This window comes from Cribrihabitans marinus (assembly GCF_900109035.1).
Lineage (GTDB): Bacteria > Pseudomonadota > Alphaproteobacteria > Rhodobacterales > Rhodobacteraceae > Cribrihabitans > Cribrihabitans marinus.
The window spans coordinates 173,496-198,871 of record NZ_FNYD01000004.1 but is presented as its reverse complement, the minus strand read 5'-3'; the positions used below and the strand labels follow the sequence as shown (position 1 = coordinate 198,871).

Genomic DNA, 25,376 nt, shown 5'->3' with positions numbered 1-25,376 from the left:
CGGGCGGCGGCTTGCCGCTAAGAAGGGCGCGAGTCGTCGTAACCCCACAGGAGCCCTTCGATGTTCGTGGCCACGCTGCTCTGCGCCCCCGGGTCCCGGTCGCTGGACCCGGCCCTTGTCGAGAACCTGCGCAATGCCTGGGGCGGCGGCGCGGCGGTCTGGCTGAACCCGGACGAGGCGGCCGAGTTCCCGCTGCCGCAGGTGCCGGACAATCGGTGGCAGGTCTGGGACGACCTTCAGGCGATAGGCGTCGACCTGGTGGTGCAGCCCGCCCAGGGACGGCGCAAGGTGATGCTGCTGGCGGATATGGACAGCACCATGATCGAGCAGGAATGCATCGACGAGTTGGCCGAGGAGGCCGGCGTCGGCGCGCGGGTCAAGGAGATCACCGCGCGGGCGATGAATGGCGAGCTGGATTTCGAGGGGGCCCTGACCGAACGCGTGGCATTGCTGGAAGGGCTGGACGAGGCGGTGATCGGCCGGGTTCTGGACGCGCGTATCACGCTGATGCCGGGGGGCCGCGAACTGGTGGCGACAATGCGGGCCAACGGCGCCTACGCGGCGCTGGTGTCGGGCGGGTTCACGGCGTTTACCGCGCGGGTCGCCCGCGACCTGGGGTTCGATGAGAACCGCGCCAACACGCTGCTGACCGAGAAGGGCCGGCTGACCGGCAAGGTGCGGCCGCCCATCCTGGGGCGGCAGGCCAAGGTCGAAGCGCTGGAGCAGATCACCGCGCTGCTGGGCATCGGCGAGGATGCCGTGATGGCGGTGGGCGACGGGGCCAACGATCTGGGTATGCTGTCACGGGCGGGCACGGGCGTGGCGCTGCATGCAAAACCCTCTGTCGCGGCGCAATGCGAGGTGCGGGTAAACCACGGGGACCTGACCGCACTGCTCTATCTACAGGGCTATGCGCAGACCGACTTCGCCAGCTGACGCCCGAGAGGGCGTCAGAACAGGTCGAAGCGCACTGGGTTCTTTGCCCAATAGATCCGTGTCGCCTGAATCAGCCGCTGCAACGGGTCGGTATCGGATCCGAAGGCCAGCGGCACCCCGTATTCCGCGCTGGCGGTTTCCAGTGCCCGCACCGTGGCCGGCCCGACCTGCCCGTCAACCGTGATCGACTGCCCCAGCTCGTTGAGCGCCATCTGCAACGCGCGGTCCAGCGCGTCGCGATCCAGCGAGTCCAGCCGTTCGCGCGCGGTGGCGGCGGCCTTTTCGTTGGCCAGGTGCACCGCCTTGGCCGCACGCAGCGCCGCATCCGCCGGGCCGCGGCCCGGAACGTTGCCGTTCAGGATGATGACCGCGCCATTGGTGCCGCCCCAGCCATCGCCGCGCTCCAGCGACATATCATAGAGGCTGAGCGCCTCGGTGAAGTCCTTTTCGCCCAGCTGTCCGCGCAGGATCATCCGCGCGATATTCGCCGGCGCCACGGGATGCCCGCCGTCGGCGGCGATCTGGTAGAGCTGCCGGGCCTTCTGGGCATCCGGCGGATTGCCGTCCAGCCCGTTCAGGGCCACGAAGGCGAGGTTGTTGTAGCCATAGATATCCTCGCGCAGCTGCGATGCCCTGAGATAGCGCATGCCGCGCTCGGGGATATAGTGGTCGCTGTCCTTGGTCAGGAAATAGAAGCCCAGCTCGTTCATTGAATAGGTATGGCCAAGCTCGACCGACCGCTCCAGCAGTTCGAAGCCGCGCTTTCGTTCGGCCTCGGTTTCGCCGTTGCGCATCATCTCCTTGCCAAGCTTGTGCATGGCAAAGGGATCCTGTTCCGCGATCGCCTCGTCCAGCAGCGCGCGGGCGCGGTTCCTGTCCAGCGGGACGTCGATCACCGCCCGGTCCAGCCGCGGGGTGTCGAGCAGGACCGCCAGCGCGTATTTCGCGCGGATATGCCCGGCCTCGGCGGCGGCCTGGAAGTTGGCATAGGCGTCTTCGTACTGCCGATTGCTCTGTTGCAGCCGCCCCAGCTGATAGCGGAAACGCGCGTTTTCCGGGTTCTGCCGGACGGCCGCTTCGCAGGCGGCCATGCCGCTGCGGATGTTCAGTTCGTTGGGCAGGCGGAACACGCCCACTCCGTTGAGGTCCAGCGCATCGCCGGCCTCGAGATCGCAGGCGTCCATGTTCAACTCGACCGACACATCTACCCGCCGCGCCTCTCCCTGGGCGGACGCCACCTGCAGGGTGAAGCTGTCGGTGACGGTGGTCGACTGGACCTCCTGCGCCCGGATGTCGTCGATTTCGGGTACGAAGGACACCGCGCCTTCCGCTCCGTTCAGGTTGATCAGCCCGTTGCGCGGCGCCTCGATCAGGTTGGCGGTCTGGATGTCCAGGCCCAGTTCCGCCTCGATCGCGTCGTCCAGCGGAACCGTCCGGTCGAAGCGGTCGACGATCGAAATCGAGGTCGATACAAGCTCCACCCCACGGTCCACTGGCTCTTCCTCGGCGGCCGTAGTGAGAAAGAAGGGGCGCACCAGGGTCGAGCTTTCCCACGGCACCTGCTGCCCGCCGGTGGCCGAATGCACCTTTTCCCGGATCAGGGGAAAGAGCTGCTGGATGTTCTCGGCGGGCGCGCTGCGGGCGGCGGCCAGAACCGCCGCCGTATAGGGGCTGTTGCCGCCGACATCTCCGTCCAGCGCGGTTGCGCCCGGTGAAGTGGAATAGGCGATAAGCGAATTCAGTGGCGTGCGGAACACGTCGAACCCGGAGCGGGTCTCGAACAGGTTCGCATCCAGATCGGCGGCCAGCCGGATGTTCGCGAACGGGTTGTCGCGGCAGGAATCCAGGATCGCCACATGGGCCGAACCGCGGGCGGCCAGGGTGTCGATCACCCGGTCCAGCGTCATGGTTTCCAGCGGCAGGTCGTAGATGCTTTCGAATTTTGCGTCGACCGGCAGAAGGTAGTTGCGCCGGCCGATCTGGATGCCATGGCCGGCATAATAGAACACGACGTCCGCGCCCTCGGGGATATTCAGGACCGCCGTGCGCAGCAGCTCCTCGAACTCGCGTTTCTCCAGGTCGTATCCGTCGAACACCTTGAACCGGAAATCGCGCAGCATCGCGGCGATGTCCTCGGCGTCCTTGCGGGCATTGCCCAGATCGGTGGCATCGTAATAGTCCTGGTTGCCGATCACGATGGCAATTCGCTGACCTGTTCCGGCTTGTGTCGTGCGGGGTGCAGCCTGCGGATTCTGGGCAAGTGCTAGGTCGGGAAATGCAAGGCACATGCTCCCCGCCACCACCAGAGACAACGCCAGTCCTGCACCGCGATCAAGAATTCGCGGTTTCATAAGGAACCTCCTCAGCCCCAGCTTTCGCCGCCATCGCCGCCGCCGGTTCCGTCCCCGCCACCGGAGTCCCCACCGCCGCCGGAGTCCCCACCGCCTCCACCACCGTCGCTGTCGCGCGCTTCACCCGGAGCGGAGAAGGGCGAGTCGGTCGTCTCGTGGGTGGTCCGCTTTCGGCCGGTCGAGGTCGTGGATGTCGTGACGGGCGCTGCCGGCGCCGCCGCGGCCGGCTGAACCTGCGGTTGCGGCAGCGGGGCGGGCTCCTCGAACCAGGGCGTGCAACCGGACGTGGCCAGCACGACGCCGAGTGTCAAAGGTGTCAAAATCCTCAACATGAGATCTCTCCAGCAAACGAATAAGTCAAAAACGAATATGTCTGGACAGCTTAGCTGAGACTCCGTTGTTCTGTCTATTCAACATTTACCCTGCGTAAACAAATATTGCCTAGGCCCCGACGCGCCAGAGCGTCTGGCCGTGGGGCATGTCTGTCGGAAAGTCGGGCGAATGATGTATGATGTCGACGGCCGGGAAATCCGGCGGCACAGGGAGAATGCGCAATGCCACAGTTCATCTATGTCTATCACGGCGGCAAGAAGCCCGACACGCCCGAAGAGGGCGAAAAGTCCATGGCGGCCTGGATGGCCTGGTTCGAGAGCATGGGGGATGCGGTGGTCGAGGCCGGCAACCCGGTCGGGATGTCCAAGACGGTCAGCCGGTCGGGTGTCACCGATGATGGCGGGGCGAATCCGGTGTCGGGCTACTCGGTCGTGAGCGCAGAGACGATCGAGGCCGCGACCGAAATGGCCGGCGGCTGCCCGATGGTGGCCGACGGCAGCGGCAGCATCGAGGTGGCGGAAATTCTGGAAATGTGAGTGGTGCGGCCGAGGCCTGGCGGCTCAGGCCGCGGCCAGCCCCGAGGCGGGACGGATCTGACCGCACACCGCACCGCGCCGGCTCCGGACCGGCGCGGCCATGAATTTCTGCGCCGCCGGGTGGTCGGGGTCGAGCACGCCGAGCTCGACCAGGATCGCGGCGATGGCGCAGTTGCTGGCGCGGGTGGCGCCATCGGCGATCTTGAGCGCCACACCGAGCCGGCGTTCGGGCAGGATGGCGACAAAGACGCCCTCGGCCCCTGTCTTGATCGCCGCGGCGCCGCCCATGGCGCGCATCAATTCGGTGCAGGCCCGCCGCTCACCGGCCACCAGTTCTGGATGCGCGGTCATCGCCGCGTAGAGGTCGACCGCGGCCAGACTGGCGCGGTCCGACCGGTCGCGGGCCGAGGCGAACCAGGCCATCGCCCGTGCGATCCCGCGCAGCGACCCGGCGAAGTTGGGGGCCGAGCATCCGTCGATACCATAGGTCGGGCTGGTCTCGCCGGTGGCTTCCTCGAAGGCGGCGCGGCAGGCCTGCTGCACAGGATGGTCGATCTCGACATATTCCGGGCCCGCGCCCATGTGTTGCGCCAGAGTGAGGAAGCCCGCATGCTTGCCCGAGCAGTTGTTGTGCACCTGGCAAGGGGTTTCATGCGCCCGGATCAGCGCCTCGCGCGCCGCGCGGTCATCGGGCACCTGCGGGCCGCAGCGGAAATCGTCGTCGCCCAGCCCAAGGTGATCCAGCCACGCCCGGACCCGGTCGGTATGGATCGCGGCACCGCTATGCGAGGCGCAGGCCAGCGCCAGGTGATCCGGCCCGAGGCCGAACTTGGCCGCCGCCCCCGAGGTGATCAGGGGCAGGCCCTGGATCATCTTCACGGACGAGCGCGGATAGATCACCGCCTCCGGATCGCCCCAGCTGCGCACGATCTGGCCGCTGTCGTCGCAGATCACCGCGTGGCCGGCGTGAACGCTCTCAAGCAGGGAGCCGCGCCAGACTTCGACCATCGGAACCGGTTGTGACATCGAAAAACCTTTTCGTTTCTTGGCGATTTCCCGCCAATCGCTCTTTCGCCCGTGGCGGAAGTTAGGCTAATGTGCGTATGTCGGCAACACGGGGATGCGCGAACCAGACAGGGGGGCAAGCCCTGCACGCATCGCCGGATTTGAGGTAAGAAAAGTCTAGGAGAGCTGGACAAATGCGATTGAAACTCGTCCGCGCGATCGCGGGCCTGTGTCTGGTCGGGCTGGCCAGCGCCGCGGCGTCTCAGGAACAGAGCAGCAACCGGGTGGCCGCAAATGTGGCCTGGAGCGTCTTCGAGGGTGAAAACCCGCGCGAGTGCTGGATCGTGGCTGCGCCCGAGAAGACCGTGAACACCCGGGACGGGCGCGTTGTCGCGGTGCGGCGGGGCGACATCCTGTTGATGGTGTTCTTCCGGCCCAAGGCGGATGTGCAGGGGCAGGTGACCTTCACTGGCGGCTATCCCTTTGCCGAGGGCTCGACCGTGAACGTCAATGTCGGCGGCACCGAGTTCGAGCTGTTCACCGAGGGCGAATGGGCCTGGCCCGCGACCGAGGCGGATGATGCCAAGATCATCACCGCCCTCAAGCGCGGGACCGATGCCGTTCTGACCGCGCGGTCCTCGCGTGGCACCCAGACACAGGACACGTTCTCGCTTCTGGGGTTCACCGCCTCTTTCGAGGACGCCGAGAAGCGCTGCGGCGAATAGCCGTCGGCCCCGGCCTGTCGGATCCCGGTCAAACCCGCTTGTCGGCCGTCACCTCCGCGTGACGGCCTGCGCGCATCCGCACACGGGCGTCTGCGCATGTCCGGGTTTGCGCCGCCCGGACGGCTTCCTAGCTGAGGTTGAGTGAACCGAAGCGAAAGGATGTCAGACATGGCCGAGCCAACGATCCATACGCAAGAGACCGCCCCTGCGGCGTCGAAACCCCTTCTGGAGAAGTCGGTCGAGGCCTTCGGGCGCGTCCCCAACCTGCACGGCGTCATGGCGACCAGCCCGGCGCTGCTGGATGCCTACCAGCACCTGCACGCGCTGGCGGTCGAACATACCGCGTTCACGCCCGAAGAACGCACGGTGGTCTGGATGACGGTCAACGTCGCCAACGAGTGCCATTATTGCGTCCCGGCCCATACTGCCATCGCCAGGACCGAGGACATCGACGAGGCCATCATCTCGGCGTTGCGGGACGAAACGCCTTTGCCGTCCGAACGGCTGGAGGCCCTGCGCCGGTTCGCCCTTGCCCTGCGGGACACACATGGCCGTCCCAGCGCCGGGGCAATCGCGGATTTCCGGTCCGCCGGATTTGGCGAACGCGCGATGCTGGATGTCATCATGATCTTTGCGCAGAAGGTCATGTCGAACTACACCAACGCGGTGTTCCAGACACCTGTGGATGCGGGGTTCCAGAAATTCGACTGGGCCCCGCCGCGCATGGCCGCCGAATGACCTCCGACGCGGGCCCGCCGTTCGCGGCGGGTCCTTCGCAGTGCCTTGGCACATGGCGGCAGTCCCTGTATAGAGGCGCATCCACAGACCAGAATCCGAGCCCGTCATGTCCGCGAAAGCGCCGATCACCCAAGATGTCCTGACCCTTCCCCGGCAACCGGCCGAGGGAAAGGCGAACCTCGTCGGGCTGACCCGCGATCAGATGCGCCAGGCGCTGATCGACTGCGGTACGCCCGAGAAACAGGCGCGAATGCGCACAGGGCAGATCTGGCAGTGGATCTATCAATGGGGCGTGCGCGACTTCTCGGCGATGACCAACTTGGCCAAGGGCTATCGCGCGCTGCTGGACCAACATTTCACCATCGCCATTCCGGACATGGTGTCCCGGCAGGTCTCGCTGGACGGCACGCGGAAATACCTGGTCCGGATCGCCGGCGGGCACGAGGTCGAGGTGGTCTATATTCCGGAAGAGGATCGCGGCACGCTCTGCGTCAGCAGCCAGGTGGGCTGCACGCTGACCTGCACCTTCTGCCACACCGGCACGCAGAAGCTGGTGCGCAACCTGACGGCGGCGGAAATCGTCGGGCAGATCATGATGGCGCGCGACGATCTGGGCGAGTGGCCGGTGCCCGGCCAGCCCAAGGACGAGACCCGCCTGCTGAGCAATATCGTGCTGATGGGCATGGGCGAGCCGCTCTACAATTTCGAGAATGTGCGCGACGCGATGAAGATCGCGATGGATCCCGAGGGCATCTCGCTCAGTCGGCGGCGGATCACGCTGTCGACCTCGGGGGTGGTGCCCGAGATCGCGCGCACGGCCGAGGAGATCGGCTGCCAGCTGGCGGTGTCGTTCCACGCCACCACCGACGAAGTGCGCAACGTCCTGGTGCCGATCAACAAGCGCTGGAACATCGACACGCTGCTGCAGGCGCTGGCCGCCTATCCCAAGGTCAGCAATTCCGAGCGCATCACCTTTGAATACGTGATGCTGGACGGGGTGAACGACAGCGACGAGGATGCCCGACGCCTGATCGGTCTGATCCGCGAGCACGGGATCCCGGCCAAGATCAACCTGATCCCGTTCAACGAATGGCCCGGCGCGCCGTACAAGCGCAGCTCGAACAACCGGATCCGGGCGTTCGCCGACATCATCTACAAGGCCGGCTATGCCTCGCCCATCCGCACACCGCGGGGCGAAGATATCATGGCCGCCTGCGGGCAGCTTAAATCGGCCACCGAGCGGGCGCGCAAGTCGCGGCGCCAGATCGAGGCCGATGCCGGTCTTTGATGCTTTTTGCGCGTGAACCCGTCCCGGTGACGGGCTAAGGTCTTTTTTGCAACCGCAGGACCAATGGAAAGGACGCCGCCGATGTCCCATCGTCTTCTCACGATTGTCGCCCTTCTGATCGCCAACGCGGTCGGGTTGTTGCTGGCCGCGCTGCTGCTGGACGGGTTTTCGATCCAGGCGTTGTCGCTGCTGATCGTCGTGGTGATCTTTACCGTGGTGCAGGTCATCGCCGATCCGCTGGTCACGCGGCTGAGTGAGCGCAACTTGCCGGCCCTGCGCGGCGGTGTGGCGCTGGCGGTGGTCTTCGTCGGGCTGATCGTCACCAACCTGCTGGTCGCGGGCTTTACTGTCGGGGGCATCGCGAACCTGCTGGCGGCCACGCTGCTGGTCTGGCTGGGCGCGCTGATAGCCGGTGTGCTGCTGCCGGTCTACGTGTTCAAGACGTTGCGGGCAGACAAGACCAAGTGAGTCGGCCCGGCCACTTGGTCGCAATTCGGTCTTGAATTCTCCCCAAACCGGGGCAAATTCCGCCCTGTTCAACAGTCAATTTCGCAATCATCAACAAACAGGTTGAGGGGATTGCGATGACTTATGGTGAATTCGGCAGGCCGCAGGTGGATCCGGCCATTCTGGCCCTGATCCAACGCGAACAGTCCAAGGCGCTCAGCGCGCGCGAACTGGAGTTCCGGCTCGCGGGCTATGGTTATGGCATCCAGGACGTAGCCGGCACCCGCATGGTGACCAAACTGCCGCAGGGCACCGCGCTGGGCATCCTGCCCGCCGACCTCGGCGCCTGACGCCCGATCATCGGTCCGGGATCTCGTCGCGCGGCGCGGCGGGGCCCCAGTTGTCGATCAGGTCGACCGCTTCCTGCGCGGTGTCGACATAGCGGAACAAGTCCAGATCCTGTTCCGAGATCGTGCCCGCATCGGCCAGCGCCGCCCAGTCGATCACACGCTCCCAGAACTCGCGCCCGAACAGAAGGAACGGCACCCGGCCCATGCGGCCGGTCTGGATCAGGGTCAGCGACTCGAACAGCTCGTCCATCGTGCCGAACCCGCCCGGGAAGATCGTGATCGCCCGCGCGCGCATCAGGAAATGCATCTTGCGGATCGCGAAGTAGTGGAAATTGAAGGCCAGGTCGGGCGTCACGTATTCGTTCGGGGCCTGCTCATGCGGCAGAACGATGTTGAGCCCGATCGACACGCCGCCCGCCTCCTGCGCGCCGCGATTGCCGGCCTCCATCACGCCCGGCCCGCCGCCGGTCACGATCACGTTCTCGCGGTGCCCGCTGGAAACAGATTTCCGCGTCATCAGCCGGGCGAATTCCCGCGCCTCCTCGTAGTATTTCGACAGATCGGCCAGCGTCTGCGTGCGGGCGGTGTCCTTTTGCGCCGGTTCCGGAATCCGCGCGCCGCCGAACATCACCACGGTCGAGGCGATCTGGTGCTCGTCCAGCAGCAGCTGCGGCTTGAGCAGTTCCAGCTGCAGGCGCACCGGCCGCAACTCCTCGCGGCACAGGAAATCCTCGTCCGCAAAGGCAAGCCGATAGGCCGGGGAGCGGGTCTGCGGCGTGTCGGGCACCTCGCGCGCGGTGCTGCGGTCGGTATGGGCGTCGCGGAACGGGCGGTGGCGGCTGTCATCCATGAGACGGGGATTCCTCGTGTCGGTTCGGCTCACAGCTATCGCCTTCGGCGCGGCAAGGCCAGTGACCGCAGCGCGTCCGGCCCGGGAAATCCGGCAGCGCGGCCAGGCGGCCACTTGCGATTGCGCGTTTGCGCCTGCCGGTCTATAGGCGGGTGCAGTTTTGCCCACCGCCGCAGGAAAAGGGACCGCAGATCATGTCGAACGCCCAGCTGGAAGCCGCAATCGAATCCGCATGGGACGCCCGCGAGGGAATCTCGCCGGCCACCACCGGTGAAACCCGCGAGGCGATCGAGGATACGCTGAACGCGCTGGATTCCGGCCGGCTGCGGGTCGCCGAGCGCGGCGATGACGGTCAGTGGCATGTCAATCAATGGGCCAAGAAGGCGGTTCTGCTGGGGTTCCGGATCAAGGACATGGAACACCAGGCCGGCGGGCCGCAGAATGGCGGCTGGTGGGACAAGGTGGACAGCAAGTTCGCCGGCTGGGGCGACAACCAGTGGAAGGATGCCGGGTTCCGCGCGGTGCCCAACTGCGTGGTGCGCAAATCCGCCTATGTGGCGCCGGGCGTGGTGCTGATGCCCTGTTTCGTCAACCTGGGCGCCTATGTGGACGAGGGCACGATGGTCGACACCTGGGCCACGGTGGGATCCTGCGCGCAGATCGGCAAGGGCGTGCACCTGTCGGGCGGCGTGGGCATCGGCGGCGTGCTGGAACCGATGCAGGCCGGCCCTACGATCATCGAGGACAATTGCTTCATCGGCGCGCGGTCCGAGGTGGTCGAGGGCTGCATCGTGCGCGAGGGCTCGGTGCTGGGCATGGGCGTGTTCATCGGCAAGTCCACCAAGATCGTCGACCGAGAGACCGGGGAAGTCACCTATGGCGAGGTGCCGCCCTATTCGGTGGTCGTCGCGGGGTCGATGCCCAGCAAGAACGGCATCAACCTTTACTGCGCGGTGATCGTCAAGCGGGTGGACGAGCGGACCCGCTCCAAGACGGGCATCAACGAATTGCTGCGCGACTGATCCCGCGGTGGCGACCAGGACCGACACTCCCTCGCGCCAGCAGGTGTTCACCCTTGTGGTGCAGATCGGTCGCAAGGCCGGAGACGGCCTGCCCGATGGCGCGACCGGGGCCGCGCTGATGGTCTATGCCAGCGGAATCGACGAGGCCGAGGCGGTGCGCGAGACGGTGGCCATCCTGAAACATGCCGATACCGCGCCGCTGGACGTGACCGGATACGGCACGCTGGAAGAGCGTGAGGACCAGGGCCACGAGATCGACGACGAGGAACGCGCGCTGATGCAGCGGGCTCTGGACGAGAACGCGGTGATCGTGGCGCAGATGACGCCTTACTATGACAAGGACGCGCCCGAGGCCTAAGCGGCGTGCTGGGCGGTGGCCAGCAGCTGCGCCTCGTAGCTGCGCAGGGTGCGGCGGGCCGCCGGCCCGTATCCCGCGCCGGTCTGCGGGTCGAGCTCGGGAAACAGCGCGCAGATCTCGTCCAACGCCTGGCGCTCGAACAGGCTGGAGGTCTGCGGCCCCGGCAGGAAGCTTTCGGTCGGCAACCCGTCGGAATAGACGACCTGGTGGGCGTCGAACATCAGGTGGACATAGGTGACCTCGCCGCCCTCGCGCCGGGTGACGGAATGGCCGTTCACGAGATCCTTGGCAGCGACCAGCACCTCGGCCTCGCCGAACAGAAGCTCGGCCAGCCCGTCGCGCACCAGCACCCTGTGCTGCGGCGAGACCAGCAGCTGCCGGTGATCCCCGAAAGTGCCGGCCCGGATGCAGATCGGCGCGAAATCCCCGACCGCGGCCACCCTGCGCTGCCCGATCCAGCGCAGCGGCTGCACGCCGCTGTCTCGGGTCATGATGGCATCGCCCGCGCGCAGCGTTTCGACCGGTGCCTCGCCCGCCTCGGTCAGGATCCGGGTGCCCGCGGCAAAGCACGGCACCGAGCTGACGGCGACGAAACCGACATCGCTCTGGCTGCCATTGTCGATCGTGTAGGTGAAGTTGATGTCTTCGATATCGCCGTCGCCGAAAACGGTGATCGTTCCATCGGCGTTCAGCTGCAGCACCTGGCCGGTGCTGAGCGTGACGGTATCGCCGGCGTTGACCGCCTGTCCGTTCAGGTGGGTGATTGTCAGCATTCCGCCCGAGCTGTCGATGTCGTTGGCGGTGACATCGATCGTCGTCTGCCCGGTGGGAAACAGGTTGGCGCTGTCGTCGATGGCCACCAGATCGGTTTGAAGGCTGTTGGCCGCGATCAGCAGGCTGGAATCATAGCTGCTGTCCGAGACATCCGCGATACCGATCCGGATGGTGTTCTCTTGCCCGGCGTTGACGTTCATGGTCAACGTCATGGTGATCGTCAGGCCGTCCATCTCGGTGTTGAAGGCGTCGCCGGTGTTGTCCTGATACAGGTTCTGGTTGCTGCCGTTGCTGACATTGCCGGGGTCGATGTCGCCGTTGCCCACGCTGATGTCGACCTGCGCGCCATTCACCCAGACACCGACGAAGTCCTGGTAGATCGAGTTCTGGAACTCGGGATATTCCTCGGACGCGAACACGAATTGCATCGTCATCGTGTCGCCGGTCGGCACGAAGGTCACGTCGAGATACGCGGCGTCGTAGGTCGAGGTCCCCGCGGCCGCGTTGAAGTCCGGGTTGTTGTTCTCACCCCTCGTGTTGGTTGACGTGTTGCTTGCCCGGTTGGGATCGCCGTTGCTGCGGGTGTAGTCGCGCACGCGCCCCGTTGACAGGATCACGCCGCTGTCGCCGGGCGTCGCGCCGGGCGCCAGCGCATCCCCGTTGGAATAGATCGCCGAGGAATTGCGGTCGCCGGTATAACTGGCGCTGCGGATCTCGACATCGCTGCCAAAGATCTCCTGCGCCATCGCCGTCGCGCTGGCGTTGGTCTGATAGCCGAGTTCGGCGCCTGTTGCCATGTCCTGCCCCTCAGATGACAACACAAGGCAGGGCACGGGCAGGCCGGGCGGAATAATCCGCCTGCCGAATACCGTGCGGGCGCCGCAATACGGCGCTCTTGAGTCAGCCAGTCATGGCTTGCTTGCTCGAAACCCTGCCTCGGGTCCTTGTTTTTCTGAATTGGTATCACACGAGTTGCGTGTCGGGAGCGATTTTGGCGGATTTGCCTTGGCATCGCGGCCTTTTGGTCACAAATGTGGCCGAACCGACAAACAAAGAGGAGCCCCGATCCGATGACCCGAAGTGATGCCGTCCGCCTGACCGCCGACCTGATCCGCTGCCCCTCGGTGACGCCCGAGGAGGGTGGCGCGTTGGGGCTGCTGTCCGATCTGCTGGGCGCGGCGGGGTTCGAGTGTGTGCGGGTGGACCGGGGCGGTGTCTGCAACCTTTTCGCGCGCTGGGGCGCGAAGGGGCACGCGAAGACCTTTGGCTTCAACGGTCACACCGACGTGGTGCCGGTGGGCGACGAGGCGGCCTGGAGCGTGCCGCCCTTCGGTGCGGTCGAGAAGGACGGGATCCTCTACGGCCGGGGCGCGACCGACATGAAGTCCGGCGTCGCCGCCTTTGCCGCGGCCGCGGTGGATTTCGTGCGCGAGACGCCGCCGGACGGGGCCATCGTCCTGACCATCACCGGCGACGAGGAGGGCGACGCGGTGGACGGCACGCGGGCGCTGCTGGATCACATGGACGCGACCGGCGAGCGGATGTCGGTCTGCCTGGTGGGCGAGCCGACATGCCCGGATCGGATGGGCGAGATGATCAAGATCGGCCGGCGCGGGTCGATGACTGCATGGTTCACCGTGACCGGCGTCCAGGGGCACTCGGCCTATCCGCACCGGGCGAAGAACCCGTTGCCGGCCCTGGCCCGCCTGATGGACCGGCTGGCAGGGCATGAGTTGGACAAGGGCACCGACCATTTCGACCCCTCCACCCTGGCCATCGTGACCATCGATACCGGCAATCCGGCCACCAACGTGATCCCCGCGCAGGGCCGGGGCGCGGTCAACATCCGGTTCAACGACCTGCACAGCGGGGCCGGGCTGACCGACTGGCTGCGCAGCGAAGCCGACGCCGTGGCAGCGGAGTTCGGGCTGTCCATCGACATGGAGGTCAAGATATCGGGCGAGAGCTTTCTGACCCCCCCGGGGCCGCTGTCCGATCTTGTCGCCGCGGCGGTCGAGGATGAGACCGGCGTCGCGCCGGTCCTGTCGACCTCGGGCGGTACTTCGGATGCCCGTTTCGTCAAGGACCATTGCCCGGTGGTGGAATTCGGGCTTGTCGGGCAGACGATGCACCAGGTCGATGAACGCGTCCCGACCGAGCAGATCCAGCAGCTCAAGGCGGTCTATGCGCGCATCCTGCAGGCGTATTTCGCATGAGCGGCGATAACTCTCCGGTCGCTTTTGCCCATGACCCCCGCCGCTGGCCGTGCTAGTCCCGGCACATGACGCGCATTCCTTCCAAGCGCGAGATCCTCGACTGGATCTCGGAGCATCCGACCCTCACCTCGAAACGCGATATCGCCAAGGCGTTCGGCATCAAGGGTGCCGATCGCATCGACCTCAAGCGCATCCTCAAGGAGCTTGAGGCCGAGGGGCATCTGGAGAAGCGCCGCAAGACCTATCGCGATCCCGACCGGCTGCCGCCGGTCAGCGTACTGCAGGTCAAGGCGCCCAATGCCGATGGCGACCTGTTCGCGCGGCCGCTGGAATGGCATGGCGAGGGGGTCGAGCCCATCGTGCTGCTGATCCCGCGCGCCAGCGACCCGGCGCTGGGCGAGGGCGACCGGATCCTCGCGCGGCTGACCGTCGTGCACGAGGAGGACCACAATTACGAGGCGCGGCTGATCCGGCGCATCGGGTCGAACCCGCGCCGCATCGTCGGCATCTTTCGAAAGGGCGCCGAAGGCGGGCGCGTCGTGCCCATCGACAAGGCCGGGCAGAATGAATGGCAGGTGGCCGACGGCGCCACCTTGAGCGCTAAGGATGGCGAGCTGGTCGAGGCCGAACAGGCCGGCCCCAAGGCGCGGCTGGGCCTGCCGCGGGCGCGCATCGTCGAACGGCTGGGCGATCCCAGCGCGCCGAAGGCCGTGTCGCTGATCGCCATCCACCAGCACGGCATCCCCGACCAGTTCCCCGACGCGGTGATCGCCGAGGCCGACCTTGCCAAGCCGGTGGGCCTGTCCGGCCGCGAAGATCTGCGCGAGGTGCCGCTGGTCACCATCGACCCGGCCGATGCCCGCGACCATGACGATGCCTGCTATGCCCATGCCGACGACGATCCCAAGAATCCGGACGGCCATGTGATCTGGGTGGCGATTGCCGATGTCGCCGCCTATGTGACGCCGGGCTCTGATCTGGACCGCGAGGCGCGCAAGCGCGGCAACTCGACCTATTTCCCCGACCGGGTGGTGCCGATGCTGCCCGACCGGCTGTCGGGCGATCTGTGTTCGCTGCACGAGGGCGTGCCGCGCGCTTGCCTTGCGGTGCGGATGCAGATCGACGCCGAGGGCAACAAGGTCGGCCACCGCTTCGTGCGCGGGCTGATGCGCTCGGCGGCGTCGCTGAACTATGCCGAGGTGCAGGCCGCCATGGACGGCGACCCGAACGACAAGACCGGGCCGTTGGTCGAGCCGGTGCTGGAACCGCTGTTTGCCGCCTATGAGGCGCTGAAAAAGGCGCGCGGGGCGCGGCAGCCGCTGGATCTGGACCTGCCCGAGCGCAAGATCGTGCTGAGCGACGAGGGCGAGGTGACCTCGGTGGCGTTCCGCGACCGGCTGGACGCGCACCGGCTGATCGAGGAATTCATGATCCTCGCCAATGTCGCTGCCGCCGAGACCCTGATCGCCAAACGCGCGCCGCTCCTGTTCCGGGTGCACGAGGAACCGGCGCCCGAGAAGCTGGAGGCGCTGCGCGAGACGGCGCAAGCCGCCGGGCTGAACCTGGCCAAGGGGCAGGTGTTGCAGACCCGGCACCTGAACGCGCTGCTGAACCAGGCGGCGGGCACCGAAGAGGCCGAGCTGATCAACATCTCGACCCTGCGGTCGATGGCGCAGGCCTATTACAGCCCCGAGAATTTCGGGCATTTCGGGCTGGCCCTGCGCAACTATGCGCATTTCACCTCGCCGATCCGGCGCTATGCCGACCTGATCGTGCATCGGGCGCTGATCTCGGTTCATGGCTGGGGCAAGGACGGGTTGCAGCCGGACGAGATCGAGCGTCTGGAAGAGACCGCCAACCACATCTCGGACACCGAGCGCCGCTCGATGATGGCCGAGCGCGACACCAATGACCGCTATCTCGCCGCCTATCTGAGCGAGCGGGTGGGCAACGAGTTTGCCGGTCGGATCAGCGGGATCGCCCGGTTCGGGGCCTTCGTGAAACTGGACGAGACCGGCGCCGACGGGTTGATCCCGGTACGGACGCTGGGGCGCGAATTCTTCCATTTCGATGCCGAGGCGGGCACGCTGATGGGCTCGGATACCGGCCTGACGATCGCCATCGGCCAGCGCGTCACGGTGCGCCTGACCGAGGCCACGCCGGTGACCGGCGGGCTGGAGCTGGAGCTGCTGTCGATCGAGGATCAGGCGTTGCCCCGGGGCGGGCGCGGCCCGGCCGGTCGGACCGCGCGGCGCAAGGCGGTTGCCTCCAAGCGCAAGCGCGACAAGGTCAAGCGCAAGGTGGAACGCAAGCGCCGGCAGAAGTGATCGCGGCGGCCGGCACTAGCCGGACGGCCGGTGGTGATAGGTCAATGCGCGCGCGACCAGCCACCCGTGCCGTGCCGCGTCGATCTGCGAGGGATCATCGAACAGGACCGCGCGGGTGCCTTCGATGCGATCCTGCTCCGGAAAGATCTGGGTAAACTCCGGGATCAGCCGCGAGCGGCAATGCACGAAAAGCGCAAAGCCGCCGGATTTCGGCACGCCCAGCCGCAGGGTCGATCCCTTTGGTGCAAGATAGGCGGGCTGTCCCCATCTGAGTTCCTCGCGCAGCGGCTGCGCCGAGGGCAGGTCCGCGGCGGTGTCCAGAATCAGCGCGCGCAGCCGCATCAGCCCCACCCGAGCGTCGCCCGGGGTGTCGGCGAAGGCCTGCGCCACGTCGGGATTGTCGATCTCGGTCATGGCAGCAGAATGGCACGATCCACCCGGTCGATATAGTCGCCCAGCAGCCTGTCGCCGGAAATCCGCCGGGTCAGCGCGGTCTCGACAGGCGTGGCGCGCATCGCCGCCAGCATCGGTGCGACGCTCAGATCGGCCGAGGTCGGGCGCTCGCCCATCAGGAAGGGCGATTGCCAGAGAAAGGCTGAAATCGCCTCGAGATCGCTTTCGATCCGGTCCATCCGCTCGCCCTCGTCGAACCGGGACACGCCCTGCGCATCGAGCCCCCTCAGCACCGATCTGCGGATGGCATTGGACACCGGCCGCCGGATCAGCGCGGGCACCTGAGTGAAGAACGTGTCGCGCAGGATCGGCCAAACCGCGTCATTGCCCCAACGGTCGAGGACGACCTGGAAATAAAGGTGATCCTCGACCATGCGGATCAGGGCGCGCGACTGTGCCTTCTGCACATCGCTCAGGCCGGCGTCGAACTCGGCGCCCTGTGCTTCGAGCCAGCGGCGGATGCCGTCGCTGTCGGCGATCAGGCGCTCGGGCGTGCGCAGGACGGGCAGCTTGCGATGCGGCATCTTGCGCGGGTCCAGCAGGTCGGACCGCCGCCAGGGATGGCCGGAGAGTTTCAGCATATAGGCGGCCTTCACGCAGAACGGGCTGGCGCTGAAGAGGCCGAAGGCGGAGGGGTAGGTGAGCAGGGTCAGCATGGCGAACACTCCGATTGTGCTTTGCCCAGCAATAGCGCAGCATGATGACACATTTTGGCATCAGTATCCGGTTTGATCCGACCATGACCCGCACCGCCCGCCTGTTCCAGCTGATGCAAGTCCTGCGCTCCGGTCCGCAGCCCCGGACCTCGGCGGCGCTGGCGCAGGATCTGGGCGTGTCGGCGCGCACGGTGCATCGCGACATCGGCGCGCTGCGCGGCCTCGGCGCCGTGATCGACGGCGAGGCGGGCTATGGCTTCACCCTGATCGAAGACGCGACCCTGCCGCCGCTCGGGTTCACCGACGACCAGATCGAGGCGCTGGTTCTGGGGCTGCGCGAGGTGGAGCTGATCGGCGACCCGGACCTGCGACGCGCCGCAAACGAGGCGCTGCGCAAGTTGCAGGGCCGCCTGCCGCAGCGCCAGTCGCACCGTCTGAGCCATTCGGTGCTGACTGCCACCCGGTTCGAACGCCCGCTGCCGCCCGGTGTCGATGTGTCCGTCCTGCGCCGTGCGGCCTGGGAGGAACGTCGCGTGGTCTTCGACTACACCGACGCCAAGGGTGCCGACACGCGGCGGCAGGTCGATCCGCTGTCGATCGTCTATATGGACCGCTCCAGCATGCTGATCGCCTGGTGCCATCTGAGGACCGATTTCCGGGTCTTCCGGCTGGACCGGATGCGCGGGCTGGAGGAGACCGGGGACAGTTTCCGCCCCAAACGGGTGCCCATGCTGCGCGAGGCGCTGGCGCGGCTCAAGGCCGAGCAAAAAGCGGCTGAGGCCCGGGCGGCGGGCGATTGAACGCTTTGTGCGCGGCGCGATTGGCGGTATCCTGCGGTCGAGCAGACAATCGGGACAAGAAAAAATGAACAGATTGATGAGCGGCGCGGTCCTCGCCGCGCTTTTCGCAAATGGACTCGATGCGGCCCCGACGGAGACCGCGCTGCGACCGGTGGCCCGGTCCTCGGCCGGCTTGGAACTGGCCTCGGCAAATGGCGTCATGCCGTCGGTCCGCCCGGTCGCAAGGCCGGCGACGGCGCCCCGAACCGTGGCGGCGCAGGTCGACGGGTTCGCACCCTGGCTGGACGGGTTCAAGGCGCGCGCGGTGGCCGAGGGGATCCGCCCGGCAACCGTCGAACGCGCCTTGAACGGGGTCCGCCCGGACCCAGAGGTGATCCGCCGCGACCGCAACCAGTCGGAATTCAGCAAGACGATCTGGGATTATCTCGGCACCGCGGTCTCGGACACGCGCATCGCCAACGGGCGCGCGGCGCTGGCGCGGCACGGGGACGTTCTGGAGCGGATCGAGGCGCGCTATGGCGTGGAGAAGGAGATCGTGACCGCCATCTGGGGGCTGGAAAGCGCCTATGGCGGGTTTCGTGGCAGTGACAGCGTGATCCGGTCACTGGCAACGCTGTCGCATGATGCGCGCCGGGCAGCATTTTTCGAGACGCAGCTGATCGCGGCGCTGAAGATCCTGGATGCGGGCGACGTGGGGCCGCGGGCGATGACCGGCAGCTGGGCCGGGGCGATGGGGCACACGCAGTTCATGCCGACCTCCTACCTGGAACACGCGGTGGATTTCACCGGTGACGGAAGGCGCGACATCTGGTCGGACGATCCCAGCGATGCGCTGGCCTCGACCGCCGCCTACCTGGCCGGATTCGGCTGGACCAAGGGGCAGCCCTGGGGCGTCGAGGTGCAACTGCCCGAGGGGTTCGACTATACCAGCGCGCGGCGCGAGTTGACGCGGCTGCCGTCGCGCTGGGCGCAGATGGGCGTGGTGGACATGGACGGGCGCCCGGTGGCCGATCACGGCGAGGCGTCGATCCTGCTGCCCGCGGGCGCGCAGGGTGCGGCCTTCATGATCTTCGACAATTTCGAAGTGCTGGAACGCTACAATACCGCCGATGCCTATGTGATCGGGGTGGGGCACCTGGCCGACCGGATTGCCGGCGGGGACCCGATCCGGGGCGACTGGCCGCACGGAGACCGGGCGCTGAGCCTGGCCGAACGCCGCGAATTGCAGGAGCGGCTGACCCGGGCCGGATTCGACACGCAGAAGATCGACGGTCTGATCGGTCCGCTGACCATCGGGGCGGTGCGCGACTACCAGGCGGCCAACGGGCTGTTACCGGATGGCTATGCTTCGCTGCGGTTGCTCGAACGGTTGAGATAGAAAGAGGGGGCGCTGCCCCCTCTTGGTCCTTCGGCCCAATTCACCCCCGGAGTATTTCCGAAAAGATGAAGCCTGTGCGGTCAGCCCGGTGACATGCCGCGCAGCCGTTCCGAGCGGCGGCGCAGCAGTTCCACCACCGTGAGCAGCGCGATGGAGATCACCACGAGGATCGTCGCGACCGCGAGGATGGTCGGCGAAATCTGCTCGCGCAGGCCGGTGAACATCTGCCAGGGCAGGGTCTTTTGCCGGGCCGAGCCGACGAAGAGCACCACCACGACCTCGTCAAAGGAGGTGATGAAGGCGAACAGCGCGCCGGAGATCACGCCGGGCAGGATCAGCGGCATCTGCACGCGGAAGAAGGTGGTGACCGGGTTGGCGCCCATGTTCGCGGCGGCCCGGGTCAGCGAGCGGTCGAAACCGACCAGCGTGGCGGTGACGGTGATGATCACGAAGGGAATGCCCAGGACGGCATGGGCCAGGATGATCTTGACGTAGCCCACGAAGGTCTTGGACAGGCCGATGTCGTTTTCCAGGAACAGGCCGATCTGCGAGTAGAAGAAGAACATCCCCGTGGCCGAGATGATCAGCGGAACGATCATCGGCGAGATCAAGATCGCCATGATCGCGCGACGCCCGGGAACGTGGGACTGGCTGAGCCCGATGGCCGCCAGCGTGCCCAGGCTGACCGAGATGATGGTGGCGATCGGCGCGATGATCAGCGAGTTGCGGAAGCTGAGCTGCCAGTCGGAATTGGTGAAGAAGTCCTGGTAGTGCTTGAGCGAATATCCCTCGGGATCGAAGCGCAGCATCTCGGGCGTGAAGGTGAAGAAGTCCTCGGCGTTGAAGCTGAGCGGCATGACCACGAGGATGGGCGTGATCAGGAAGATGAATATCGCGCCGCAGATGACCCGGAAGGCATAGTGCCACAGGACCTGGCCCGGCGTCAGGTAGGGCACCAGATGCGCCCGGTAGCGCCCCTTGCCGATCCAGTAGATGAACCAGCCGAAGAACCAGCCGAACAGAAGCCCGACCACGCCGGCGGAAACCCCGCCGATCAGGAAGCCAATCAGCCCGAAGCCGATGAGAATGGCCCAGCGGATCGGGCGCTCCTGGTCTTCCATCGCCATGGCGCCGAAGGCCAGCGCGGCCAGGAGGGCCGCGCCGATCACCAGCCCCAGCAGGGTGCTGCCCTGCGAGGTGCCGACCAGCAGCCCGGCGATGGCGCCGGCGGCGGCCAGCACCGACACCGTGAAGGTCTGCGAGGGGCGGAAGTTCGTGGTTACGAGTTTCATCGGATTACCCCAGCTTCACGTTGTCGATGCCGACGATCTTGTCGTAGGCCCAGTAGAGGATCAGGACGACCACCAGGAGGATCGTGCCGAGCGCGGCCGCCAGGCCCCAGTTCAGCGAGCTGGAGATGTGATAGGCGATCCGGTTGGAGATGAAGACGCCCTTGGTGCCGCCGACGATCTCGGGCGTGATGTAGTAGCCGATGGCAAGGATGAAGACGAGGATCGAGCCCGCGCCGATGCCCGGCACCGATTGCGGGAAATAGACCCGCCAGAACGCCGTCCAGTTGGTCGCGCCCAGCGACTTGGCGGCGCGCAGGTAGGAGGGCGGAATCGTCTGCATCACTGAATACATCGGCAGGATCATGAACGGCAGCAGGATGTGGGTCATCGCCACGATGGTGCCGAACTGGTTGTTGATCATCACCAGGCGCGAGTCGTCGGCCACGAGGCCCAGCCAGACCAGCACGTCGTTTATCACGCCCTGTTGCTGCAGCATGACCTTCCAGGCGCTGGTGCGCACAAGAAGAGAGGTCCAGAACGGCAATAGCACCAGGATCATCAGCATGTTGGCCGTGCGCATCGGCAGGTTGGCCAGGATCCAGGCCACCGGATAGCCCAGCAGGATGCAGGAGCCGGTGATGACCAGCGACATGATCAGCGTCCGGGTGAAGAGCGTGATGTAGATCTGCTGGTTCTCGGGGCGCGCCTGGACGCCATCGGGGCTCTTCATCAGGTCGACGGAGTTGAGGAAATAGCCGCTGGTGTAGTTCGGCGCATACATCTGGATCGTGCGCAACGTTTCGGTGTTGCCCCAATCCTTGTCGGCATCGACCAGCGCGTCCTTGAACGTGAAGTCGGGCAGCTGTTCCTGCGCCGCGGCGACGGCCTGCAGGTGCTCGGCGCCGGGACCGGAATAGGCGGCCACGGCAGCGCGCGTGTCGGGATCGCGCAGATCAAGTGCAAGAGCGGCATAGACCGCTTCCCAAGGGTCCTCCTCGGCGACGGAATCGCCGTCCTCGAAGGTCGTGAAGGTGGCGAAATCCGCGTAGGCGTCGGTCGTGTGCGGCAGCATCTGCGCGATGTCCGCGGAGGGGACATAGCCCAGGTCGCCCCGCGCCCGCTCGTCGGTCAGGCGGCCGAACCGTTCCTTGGCGGCCTCGGCGACAGCCTCGCCGCCGGTTCCGTTCATGATCTCGTACCAGGTCGCGCCATCCTTCAGCGCGGGGGCGACATCCTCGATGACGTCCTGGAATTCCTCGCCGATGTCGTCGAGCCGGCGGCCGCTGGTGCGGAACAGCGAGGACACACCGGTCTGTTCATAGTTCAACCGGGTGCCGAGCTTGGTGTGCTCCTTCGCCTCGGCGGCGACGAACAGGTCGAAATAGATCGATTGATAGACCTCTTCGCCGGGGCCTTCGCCGGACTCGCTGTCCCAGTCCTGCAGGGCGGCCACGGTACGCGGCATCGTGCTGGACACGATCTGGTTCTCGACCGAGCGGAACAGCATGTCGAGGATCGGGAAGATGAAGGTCAGCAGAACGAAGAGCAGCAGCGGCGCGATCAGCATCAGGGCGCGGATCTTCTGCATCCTGAGTGCGCGTGCCAGGCTGCGCTTGAGCGGCGTGCCATCGGCGGCCAGCATCGGGCCGGATTGTGTCGTGTCGGTCATTCTGAGCCCTCGACCAGGATGATGTCGCCGCTCGCCGTGCGGTGGCGGATCTCGGCGACTTTTTGATATTCGGGATCGTGATAGGCGGCGTGGGCCGCCTCGAAGCTGGGGAACTCGACCACGACGTGGCGATCCCTGCCGGTGCCTTCGACGGTCTGGCACTGTCCGCCGCGGACGATGAAACGGCCGCCCAGCCCCGTCAGGATCGGCGTGTTTCGCCGCATGTATTCCTGATAGTCCTCGGGATCGTTCACCGTGACATGTCCGATGATGTAGCCCTTGGGCATGCCGCCCCCCTTCCTGTGTCGGGGCGGGCCGGTATGGCCCGCCCCGGTCGTTCCAAAGCGCCTTATTGCGCCAGCCAGGCCTGGAACTTGGCGTCGATGTCATCGCGGTAGTCGGCCCAGAACTCGTAGTTGTAGAGGAACGTGTTCTTGGCGTTCTCCGGATCGGTCGGCATGTGCGGCGCCATGTCGATGCCCAGTTCGGCGTGCTCGCCGACCAGCGGGGCCGAAGAGGCGCGTGCCGGGCCATAGGAGATCCACTTGGCCTGATCCGCCAGGCGCTGGGTGTCGGTCGCGAACCTCACGAAGTCCTTGACGCGGGCCAGCCGCTCTTCGGCCAGGCCGGCGGGAATGATCCAGCCGTCCAGGTCGAAGACCTGCGCGTCCCAGAGCATGGCGACCGGCTGGTCCTGCTCCTCGATGACCGAGAACAGGCGGCCGTTATAGGTCGAGCCCATCACGATTTCGCCATCCGCCAGAAGCTGCGGCGTGTCGGCGCCGGCCGACCACCAGACCACCTGGTCCTTGATCGTGCCGAGCTTGGCCAGGGCCTGTTCCTGGCCTTCGTCGGTGGCCAGCACGTCATAGACTTCGTCCTTGGGCACGCCGTCGCACAGAAGGGCCCATTCCATGTTGTTGATCGGGCGCTTCTCCAGCGACCGCTTGCCGGGATAGGTTTCCAGGTCGAAGACATCGCAGATGTCATCCGGCGGCGTGTCGCCAACCATGTCGGTGCGATAGCCGAAGGTCGTGGAATACACGATCTGCGGGATGAAGCAGTCGCTGACGATCAGATCGCCGAAATCGTCCTCGGCCGAGGTGCCGTCGGGCGCGGGCTCGAGAAGCTCTTCGGGATCATACTCCATCGCCAGGCCTTCATCGCACAGGCGTATCGCCGATGCCGCAGTCACATCGACCAGGTCCCAGGTGACGTTGCCGGCCTCATTCATCGCGCGCAGCTTGGCCACCGCTTCGGCCGAGCTCTCGTCCCAGACGATGTTGACCTCGGGATTCATCTCCTTGTAGGGGTCCGCGTAGGCGTTGACCTGCGACTTCTGATAGGCGCCGCCCCAGGATACGAGCGTCATGTCATTGGCCATCTCCTGCGCCGAGGCAAGGCCGGCGGCCATGCTCAGAGCCGTGGTGGCCATCAGGATCTTGGTAGTAGTCATCAATCTCTCCCAGTTGTGCCCGTTGAGTCTGTGAGGGACCGGTGAAACGGGCATCAGGCAACCGGCCCCGTGTCCATCGCGCCGGGGCTTGTCCCGGCGCGACAAAGGAAATTCAGGCGTCCAGCGCGCGGCAATCCTCGGGCAGCCAGCCGATCTCGATCTGCTGTCCGGGCTGCAGGCGCTGCTGGTCCGGCGCGTTCCGCGTCTTGATGATGAATTCGTCCTTTCCGGCGACCCGCAGCCGGGTCCGGAAAATATCGCCCATGTAGATGAATTCCAGGACCTCGGCCTTCAGGGTGTGGACACCCTCGCGCAGCCGGTCCTTGTTGTATTCGATCCGTTCGGGCCGGATCGAAACCCGTGTGCGCTCGCCGGGCTGCGAGACGTTGATCGGCTTGCAGTCGATCAGTTCGCCATCGTCCAATTCGACCAGCGCCAGGCCGTTGTTGATTTCCTTCACCGTGCCTTCCAGCGTGTTGTTCTCGCCGATGAACTGCGCGACGAAGCTGTTCTCAGGCTCTTCATAAAGCTGGTCCGGCGCCGCCAGCTGCTGAATGCGTCCATCGTCGAACACCGCCACGCGGTCCGACATCGTCAGCGCCTCAGTCTGGTCGTGGGTGACATAGACCGTTGTGATACCGAGCCGATGCGCCAGGTCAGTGATCTCGAACTGCATCTTCTCGCGCAGCTGCTTGTCGAGCGCGCCCAGCGGTTCGTCCATGAGAACCAGCTCGGGTTCAAAGACCAGCGCGCGAGCCAGGGCGACACGCTGCTGCTGGCCGCCCGATAGCTGGGCCGGACGCCGCCCTCCAAACGAACCCATCTCCACCATGTCCAGCGCGCGCTGAACCTTCTGTTCGCGCTCGGACTTGCCCATCTTTCGAACCTCCAGCGGAAAGCTGAGATTCTCTGCAATGGTCATGTGGGGGAACAGGGCGTAGTTCTGGAACACCATGCCGATACCGCGCTTGTGCGGCGGGATGTTGTTGATCGAGGTGCCGCCCAGCCGGATGTCGCCATGTGTCGCGGTCTCGAACCCGGCCAGCATCATCAGGCAGGTCGTCTTGCCCGATCCCGACGGCCCCAGCATGGTCAGAAACTCGCCTCTCGGCATTTTCAGATTGAGATCTTTGACGACGAGCGTTTCGCCATCATAGCTTTTCTGGACGCGTTCGAATTCAACGAACGCGTCATCGACGGTTGTTTCAGCCAAGGCCGACTCCCCATTGGTTATCACATCGCGGTCTGTGCCGCCTTGGGCCTGAGCGTAGACTCACCACCTTGGGGGTTGCAACCGGTTCGCGGCAGTTTCCGACATGCAAGCGACATTTTGAAGCTTGAAAGCGCCCTGTTGTGGCATGAAAAGGCCGACTGCCTTTAGGCAACCGGCCGGTTGTGCGCAGTTCGGCCAGGCCC

25 protein-coding genes are annotated in these 25,376 nt (G+C 66.0%); 13 read left to right on the top strand and 12 right to left on the bottom strand.

Annotation, left to right across the window (positions count from 1 at the left end; translation table 11 throughout):
- The first annotated feature begins 60 nt into the window (after positions 1-60).
- Positions 61-936, top strand: a complete 876-nt coding sequence (gene serB, locus BMX57_RS08155) for a phosphoserine phosphatase SerB (protein ID WP_092364910.1) — start codon at positions 61-63, stop codon at positions 934-936.
- Between the two features lie 14 nt (positions 937-950).
- Here serB and BMX57_RS08150 read toward each other — a convergent pair whose 3' ends face one another.
- On the bottom strand, positions 951-3,131 hold the full coding sequence (locus BMX57_RS08150; protein ID WP_177175417.1) for a caspase family protein: 2,181 nt from the start codon (positions 3,129-3,131) through the stop codon (positions 951-953).
- Between the two features lie 167 nt (positions 3,132-3,298).
- Positions 3,299-3,619, bottom strand: coding sequence for a hypothetical protein (locus tag BMX57_RS20655; RefSeq protein ID WP_177175416.1), 321 nt, complete (start codon positions 3,617-3,619; stop codon positions 3,299-3,301).
- Positions 3,620-3,841: 222 nt separating this feature from the next.
- On the opposite strand from BMX57_RS20655, the gene BMX57_RS08140 reads away from it, so the two are divergent.
- A complete protein-coding gene (locus BMX57_RS08140; protein ID WP_092364901.1) occupies positions 3,842-4,156 on the top strand; it encodes a YciI family protein in 315 nt (104 codons plus the stop codon).
- 24 nt (positions 4,157-4,180) lie between these two features.
- On the opposite strand, the gene BMX57_RS08135 is transcribed toward BMX57_RS08140, so the two are convergent.
- A complete protein-coding gene (locus BMX57_RS08135; protein WP_092364898.1) occupies positions 4,181-5,182 on the bottom strand; it encodes an asparaginase in 1,002 nt (333 codons plus the stop codon).
- 173 nt (positions 5,183-5,355) lie between these two features.
- On the opposite strand from BMX57_RS08135, the gene BMX57_RS08130 reads away from it, so the two are divergent.
- The 5 genes from BMX57_RS08130 to BMX57_RS08110 all read left to right on the top strand — a co-directional run bounded on the left by BMX57_RS08130 (position 5,356) and on the right by BMX57_RS08110 (position 8,709).
- The gene (locus BMX57_RS08130; RefSeq protein ID WP_092364895.1) at positions 5,356-5,886 is read left to right on the top strand and encodes an invasion associated locus B family protein; all 531 of its coding nucleotides are present in this window, start codon (positions 5,356-5,358) and stop codon (positions 5,884-5,886) included.
- Positions 5,887-6,054: 168 nt separating this feature from the next.
- Positions 6,055-6,624, top strand: a complete 570-nt coding sequence (locus BMX57_RS08125; RefSeq protein WP_092364892.1) for a carboxymuconolactone decarboxylase family protein — start codon at positions 6,055-6,057, stop codon at positions 6,622-6,624.
- A gap of 106 nt (positions 6,625-6,730) precedes the next feature.
- On the top strand, positions 6,731-7,912 hold the full coding sequence (gene rlmN / locus BMX57_RS08120) for a dual-specificity RNA methyltransferase RlmN (RefSeq protein ID WP_092364889.1): 1,182 nt from the start codon (positions 6,731-6,733) through the stop codon (positions 7,910-7,912).
- Positions 7,913-7,993: 81 nt separating this feature from the next.
- Positions 7,994-8,380: a phage holin family protein gene (locus tag BMX57_RS08115; RefSeq protein ID WP_092364886.1), complete on the top strand. Its 387-nt coding sequence runs from the start codon at positions 7,994-7,996 to the stop codon at positions 8,378-8,380.
- A 116-nt stretch (positions 8,381-8,496) separates the two neighbouring features.
- A complete protein-coding gene (locus BMX57_RS08110; RefSeq protein WP_092364883.1) occupies positions 8,497-8,709 on the top strand; it encodes a hypothetical protein in 213 nt (70 codons plus the stop codon).
- A gap of 7 nt (positions 8,710-8,716) precedes the next feature.
- Here the strand turns inward: BMX57_RS08110 and BMX57_RS08105 are convergent, their stop codons facing one another.
- On the bottom strand, positions 8,717-9,559 hold the full coding sequence (locus BMX57_RS08105) for an LOG family protein (protein ID WP_092364880.1): 843 nt from the start codon (positions 9,557-9,559) through the stop codon (positions 8,717-8,719).
- A gap of 194 nt (positions 9,560-9,753) precedes the next feature.
- Here BMX57_RS08105 and dapD point away from each other — a divergent pair, with 194 nt between their 5' ends.
- Both dapD and BMX57_RS08095 read left to right on the top strand, forming a co-directional pair.
- Positions 9,754-10,581 carry a 2,3,4,5-tetrahydropyridine-2,6-dicarboxylate N-succinyltransferase gene (dapD, locus tag BMX57_RS08100; RefSeq protein ID WP_092364877.1) on the top strand — a complete coding sequence of 276 codons (828 nt, stop codon included), beginning with the start codon at positions 9,754-9,756 and terminating at the stop codon, positions 10,579-10,581.
- Between the two features lie 7 nt (positions 10,582-10,588).
- Positions 10,589-10,939 carry a hypothetical protein gene (locus BMX57_RS08095; RefSeq protein WP_092364874.1) on the top strand — a complete coding sequence of 117 codons (351 nt, stop codon included), beginning with the start codon at positions 10,589-10,591 and terminating at the stop codon, positions 10,937-10,939.
- On the opposite strand, the gene BMX57_RS08090 is transcribed toward BMX57_RS08095, so the two are convergent.
- The gene (locus BMX57_RS08090; protein ID WP_092364871.1) at positions 10,936-12,510 is read right to left on the bottom strand and encodes a Hint domain-containing protein; all 1,575 of its coding nucleotides are present in this window, start codon (positions 12,508-12,510) and stop codon (positions 10,936-10,938) included. The two genes, BMX57_RS08095 and BMX57_RS08090, sit on opposite strands and share 4 nt — an antisense overlap.
- Before the next feature lie 273 nt (positions 12,511-12,783).
- On the opposite strand from BMX57_RS08090, the gene dapE reads away from it, so the two are divergent.
- Entirely contained in the window at positions 12,784-13,929 is a 1,146-nt protein-coding gene (dapE, locus tag BMX57_RS08085; RefSeq protein ID WP_092364868.1) for a succinyl-diaminopimelate desuccinylase, read from the top strand.
- A 65-nt stretch (positions 13,930-13,994) separates the two neighbouring features.
- Positions 13,995-16,256, top strand: coding sequence for a ribonuclease R (gene rnr / locus BMX57_RS08080; RefSeq protein WP_092364865.1), 2,262 nt, complete (start codon positions 13,995-13,997; stop codon positions 16,254-16,256).
- Between the two features lie 15 nt (positions 16,257-16,271).
- Here the strand turns inward: rnr and BMX57_RS08075 are convergent, their stop codons facing one another.
- A complete protein-coding gene (locus BMX57_RS08075) occupies positions 16,272-16,670 on the bottom strand; it encodes a DUF1801 domain-containing protein (protein ID WP_092364862.1) in 399 nt (132 codons plus the stop codon).
- On the bottom strand, positions 16,667-17,365 hold the full coding sequence (locus tag BMX57_RS08070) for a glutathione S-transferase family protein (protein ID WP_092365522.1): 699 nt from the start codon (positions 17,363-17,365) through the stop codon (positions 16,667-16,669). Before BMX57_RS08070 ends, BMX57_RS08075 begins: the two co-directional genes overlap by 4 nt.
- 83 nt (positions 17,366-17,448) lie before the next feature.
- On the opposite strand from BMX57_RS08070, the gene BMX57_RS08065 reads away from it, so the two are divergent.
- Together BMX57_RS08065 and BMX57_RS08060 are read left to right on the top strand one after the other, a co-directional pair.
- Positions 17,449-18,165, top strand: a complete 717-nt coding sequence (locus tag BMX57_RS08065) for a helix-turn-helix transcriptional regulator (protein ID WP_092365519.1) — start codon at positions 17,449-17,451, stop codon at positions 18,163-18,165.
- A gap of 64 nt (positions 18,166-18,229) precedes the next feature.
- Complete coding sequence (locus BMX57_RS08060) at positions 18,230-19,543, top strand: lytic murein transglycosylase (protein WP_092364859.1); 1,314 nt, start codon at positions 18,230-18,232, stop codon at positions 19,541-19,543.
- A gap of 80 nt (positions 19,544-19,623) precedes the next feature.
- Here BMX57_RS08060 and BMX57_RS08055 read toward each other — a convergent pair whose 3' ends face one another.
- The 5 genes from BMX57_RS08055 to BMX57_RS08035 all read right to left on the bottom strand — a co-directional run bounded on the left by BMX57_RS08055 (position 19,624) and on the right by BMX57_RS08035 (position 25,173).
- Positions 19,624-20,835 carry an ABC transporter permease gene (locus tag BMX57_RS08055; RefSeq protein ID WP_092364856.1) on the bottom strand — a complete coding sequence of 404 codons (1,212 nt, stop codon included), beginning with the start codon at positions 20,833-20,835 and terminating at the stop codon, positions 19,624-19,626.
- 4 nt (positions 20,836-20,839) lie between these two features.
- Complete coding sequence (locus tag BMX57_RS08050; RefSeq protein ID WP_092364853.1) at positions 20,840-22,504, bottom strand: ABC transporter permease; 1,665 nt, start codon at positions 22,502-22,504, stop codon at positions 20,840-20,842.
- Positions 22,501-22,791 carry a DUF1330 domain-containing protein gene (locus BMX57_RS08045; RefSeq protein ID WP_092364850.1) on the bottom strand — a complete coding sequence of 97 codons (291 nt, stop codon included), beginning with the start codon at positions 22,789-22,791 and terminating at the stop codon, positions 22,501-22,503. The genes BMX57_RS08050 and BMX57_RS08045 overlap by 4 nt, the downstream gene beginning before the upstream one ends.
- A 62-nt stretch (positions 22,792-22,853) precedes the next feature.
- Complete coding sequence (locus BMX57_RS08040) at positions 22,854-23,960, bottom strand: extracellular solute-binding protein (protein ID WP_092364847.1); 1,107 nt, start codon at positions 23,958-23,960, stop codon at positions 22,854-22,856.
- A gap of 112 nt (positions 23,961-24,072) precedes the next feature.
- Positions 24,073-25,173, bottom strand: coding sequence for an ABC transporter ATP-binding protein (locus BMX57_RS08035; protein ID WP_092364844.1), 1,101 nt, complete (start codon positions 25,171-25,173; stop codon positions 24,073-24,075).
- Positions 25,174-25,376 lie beyond the last annotated feature (203 nt).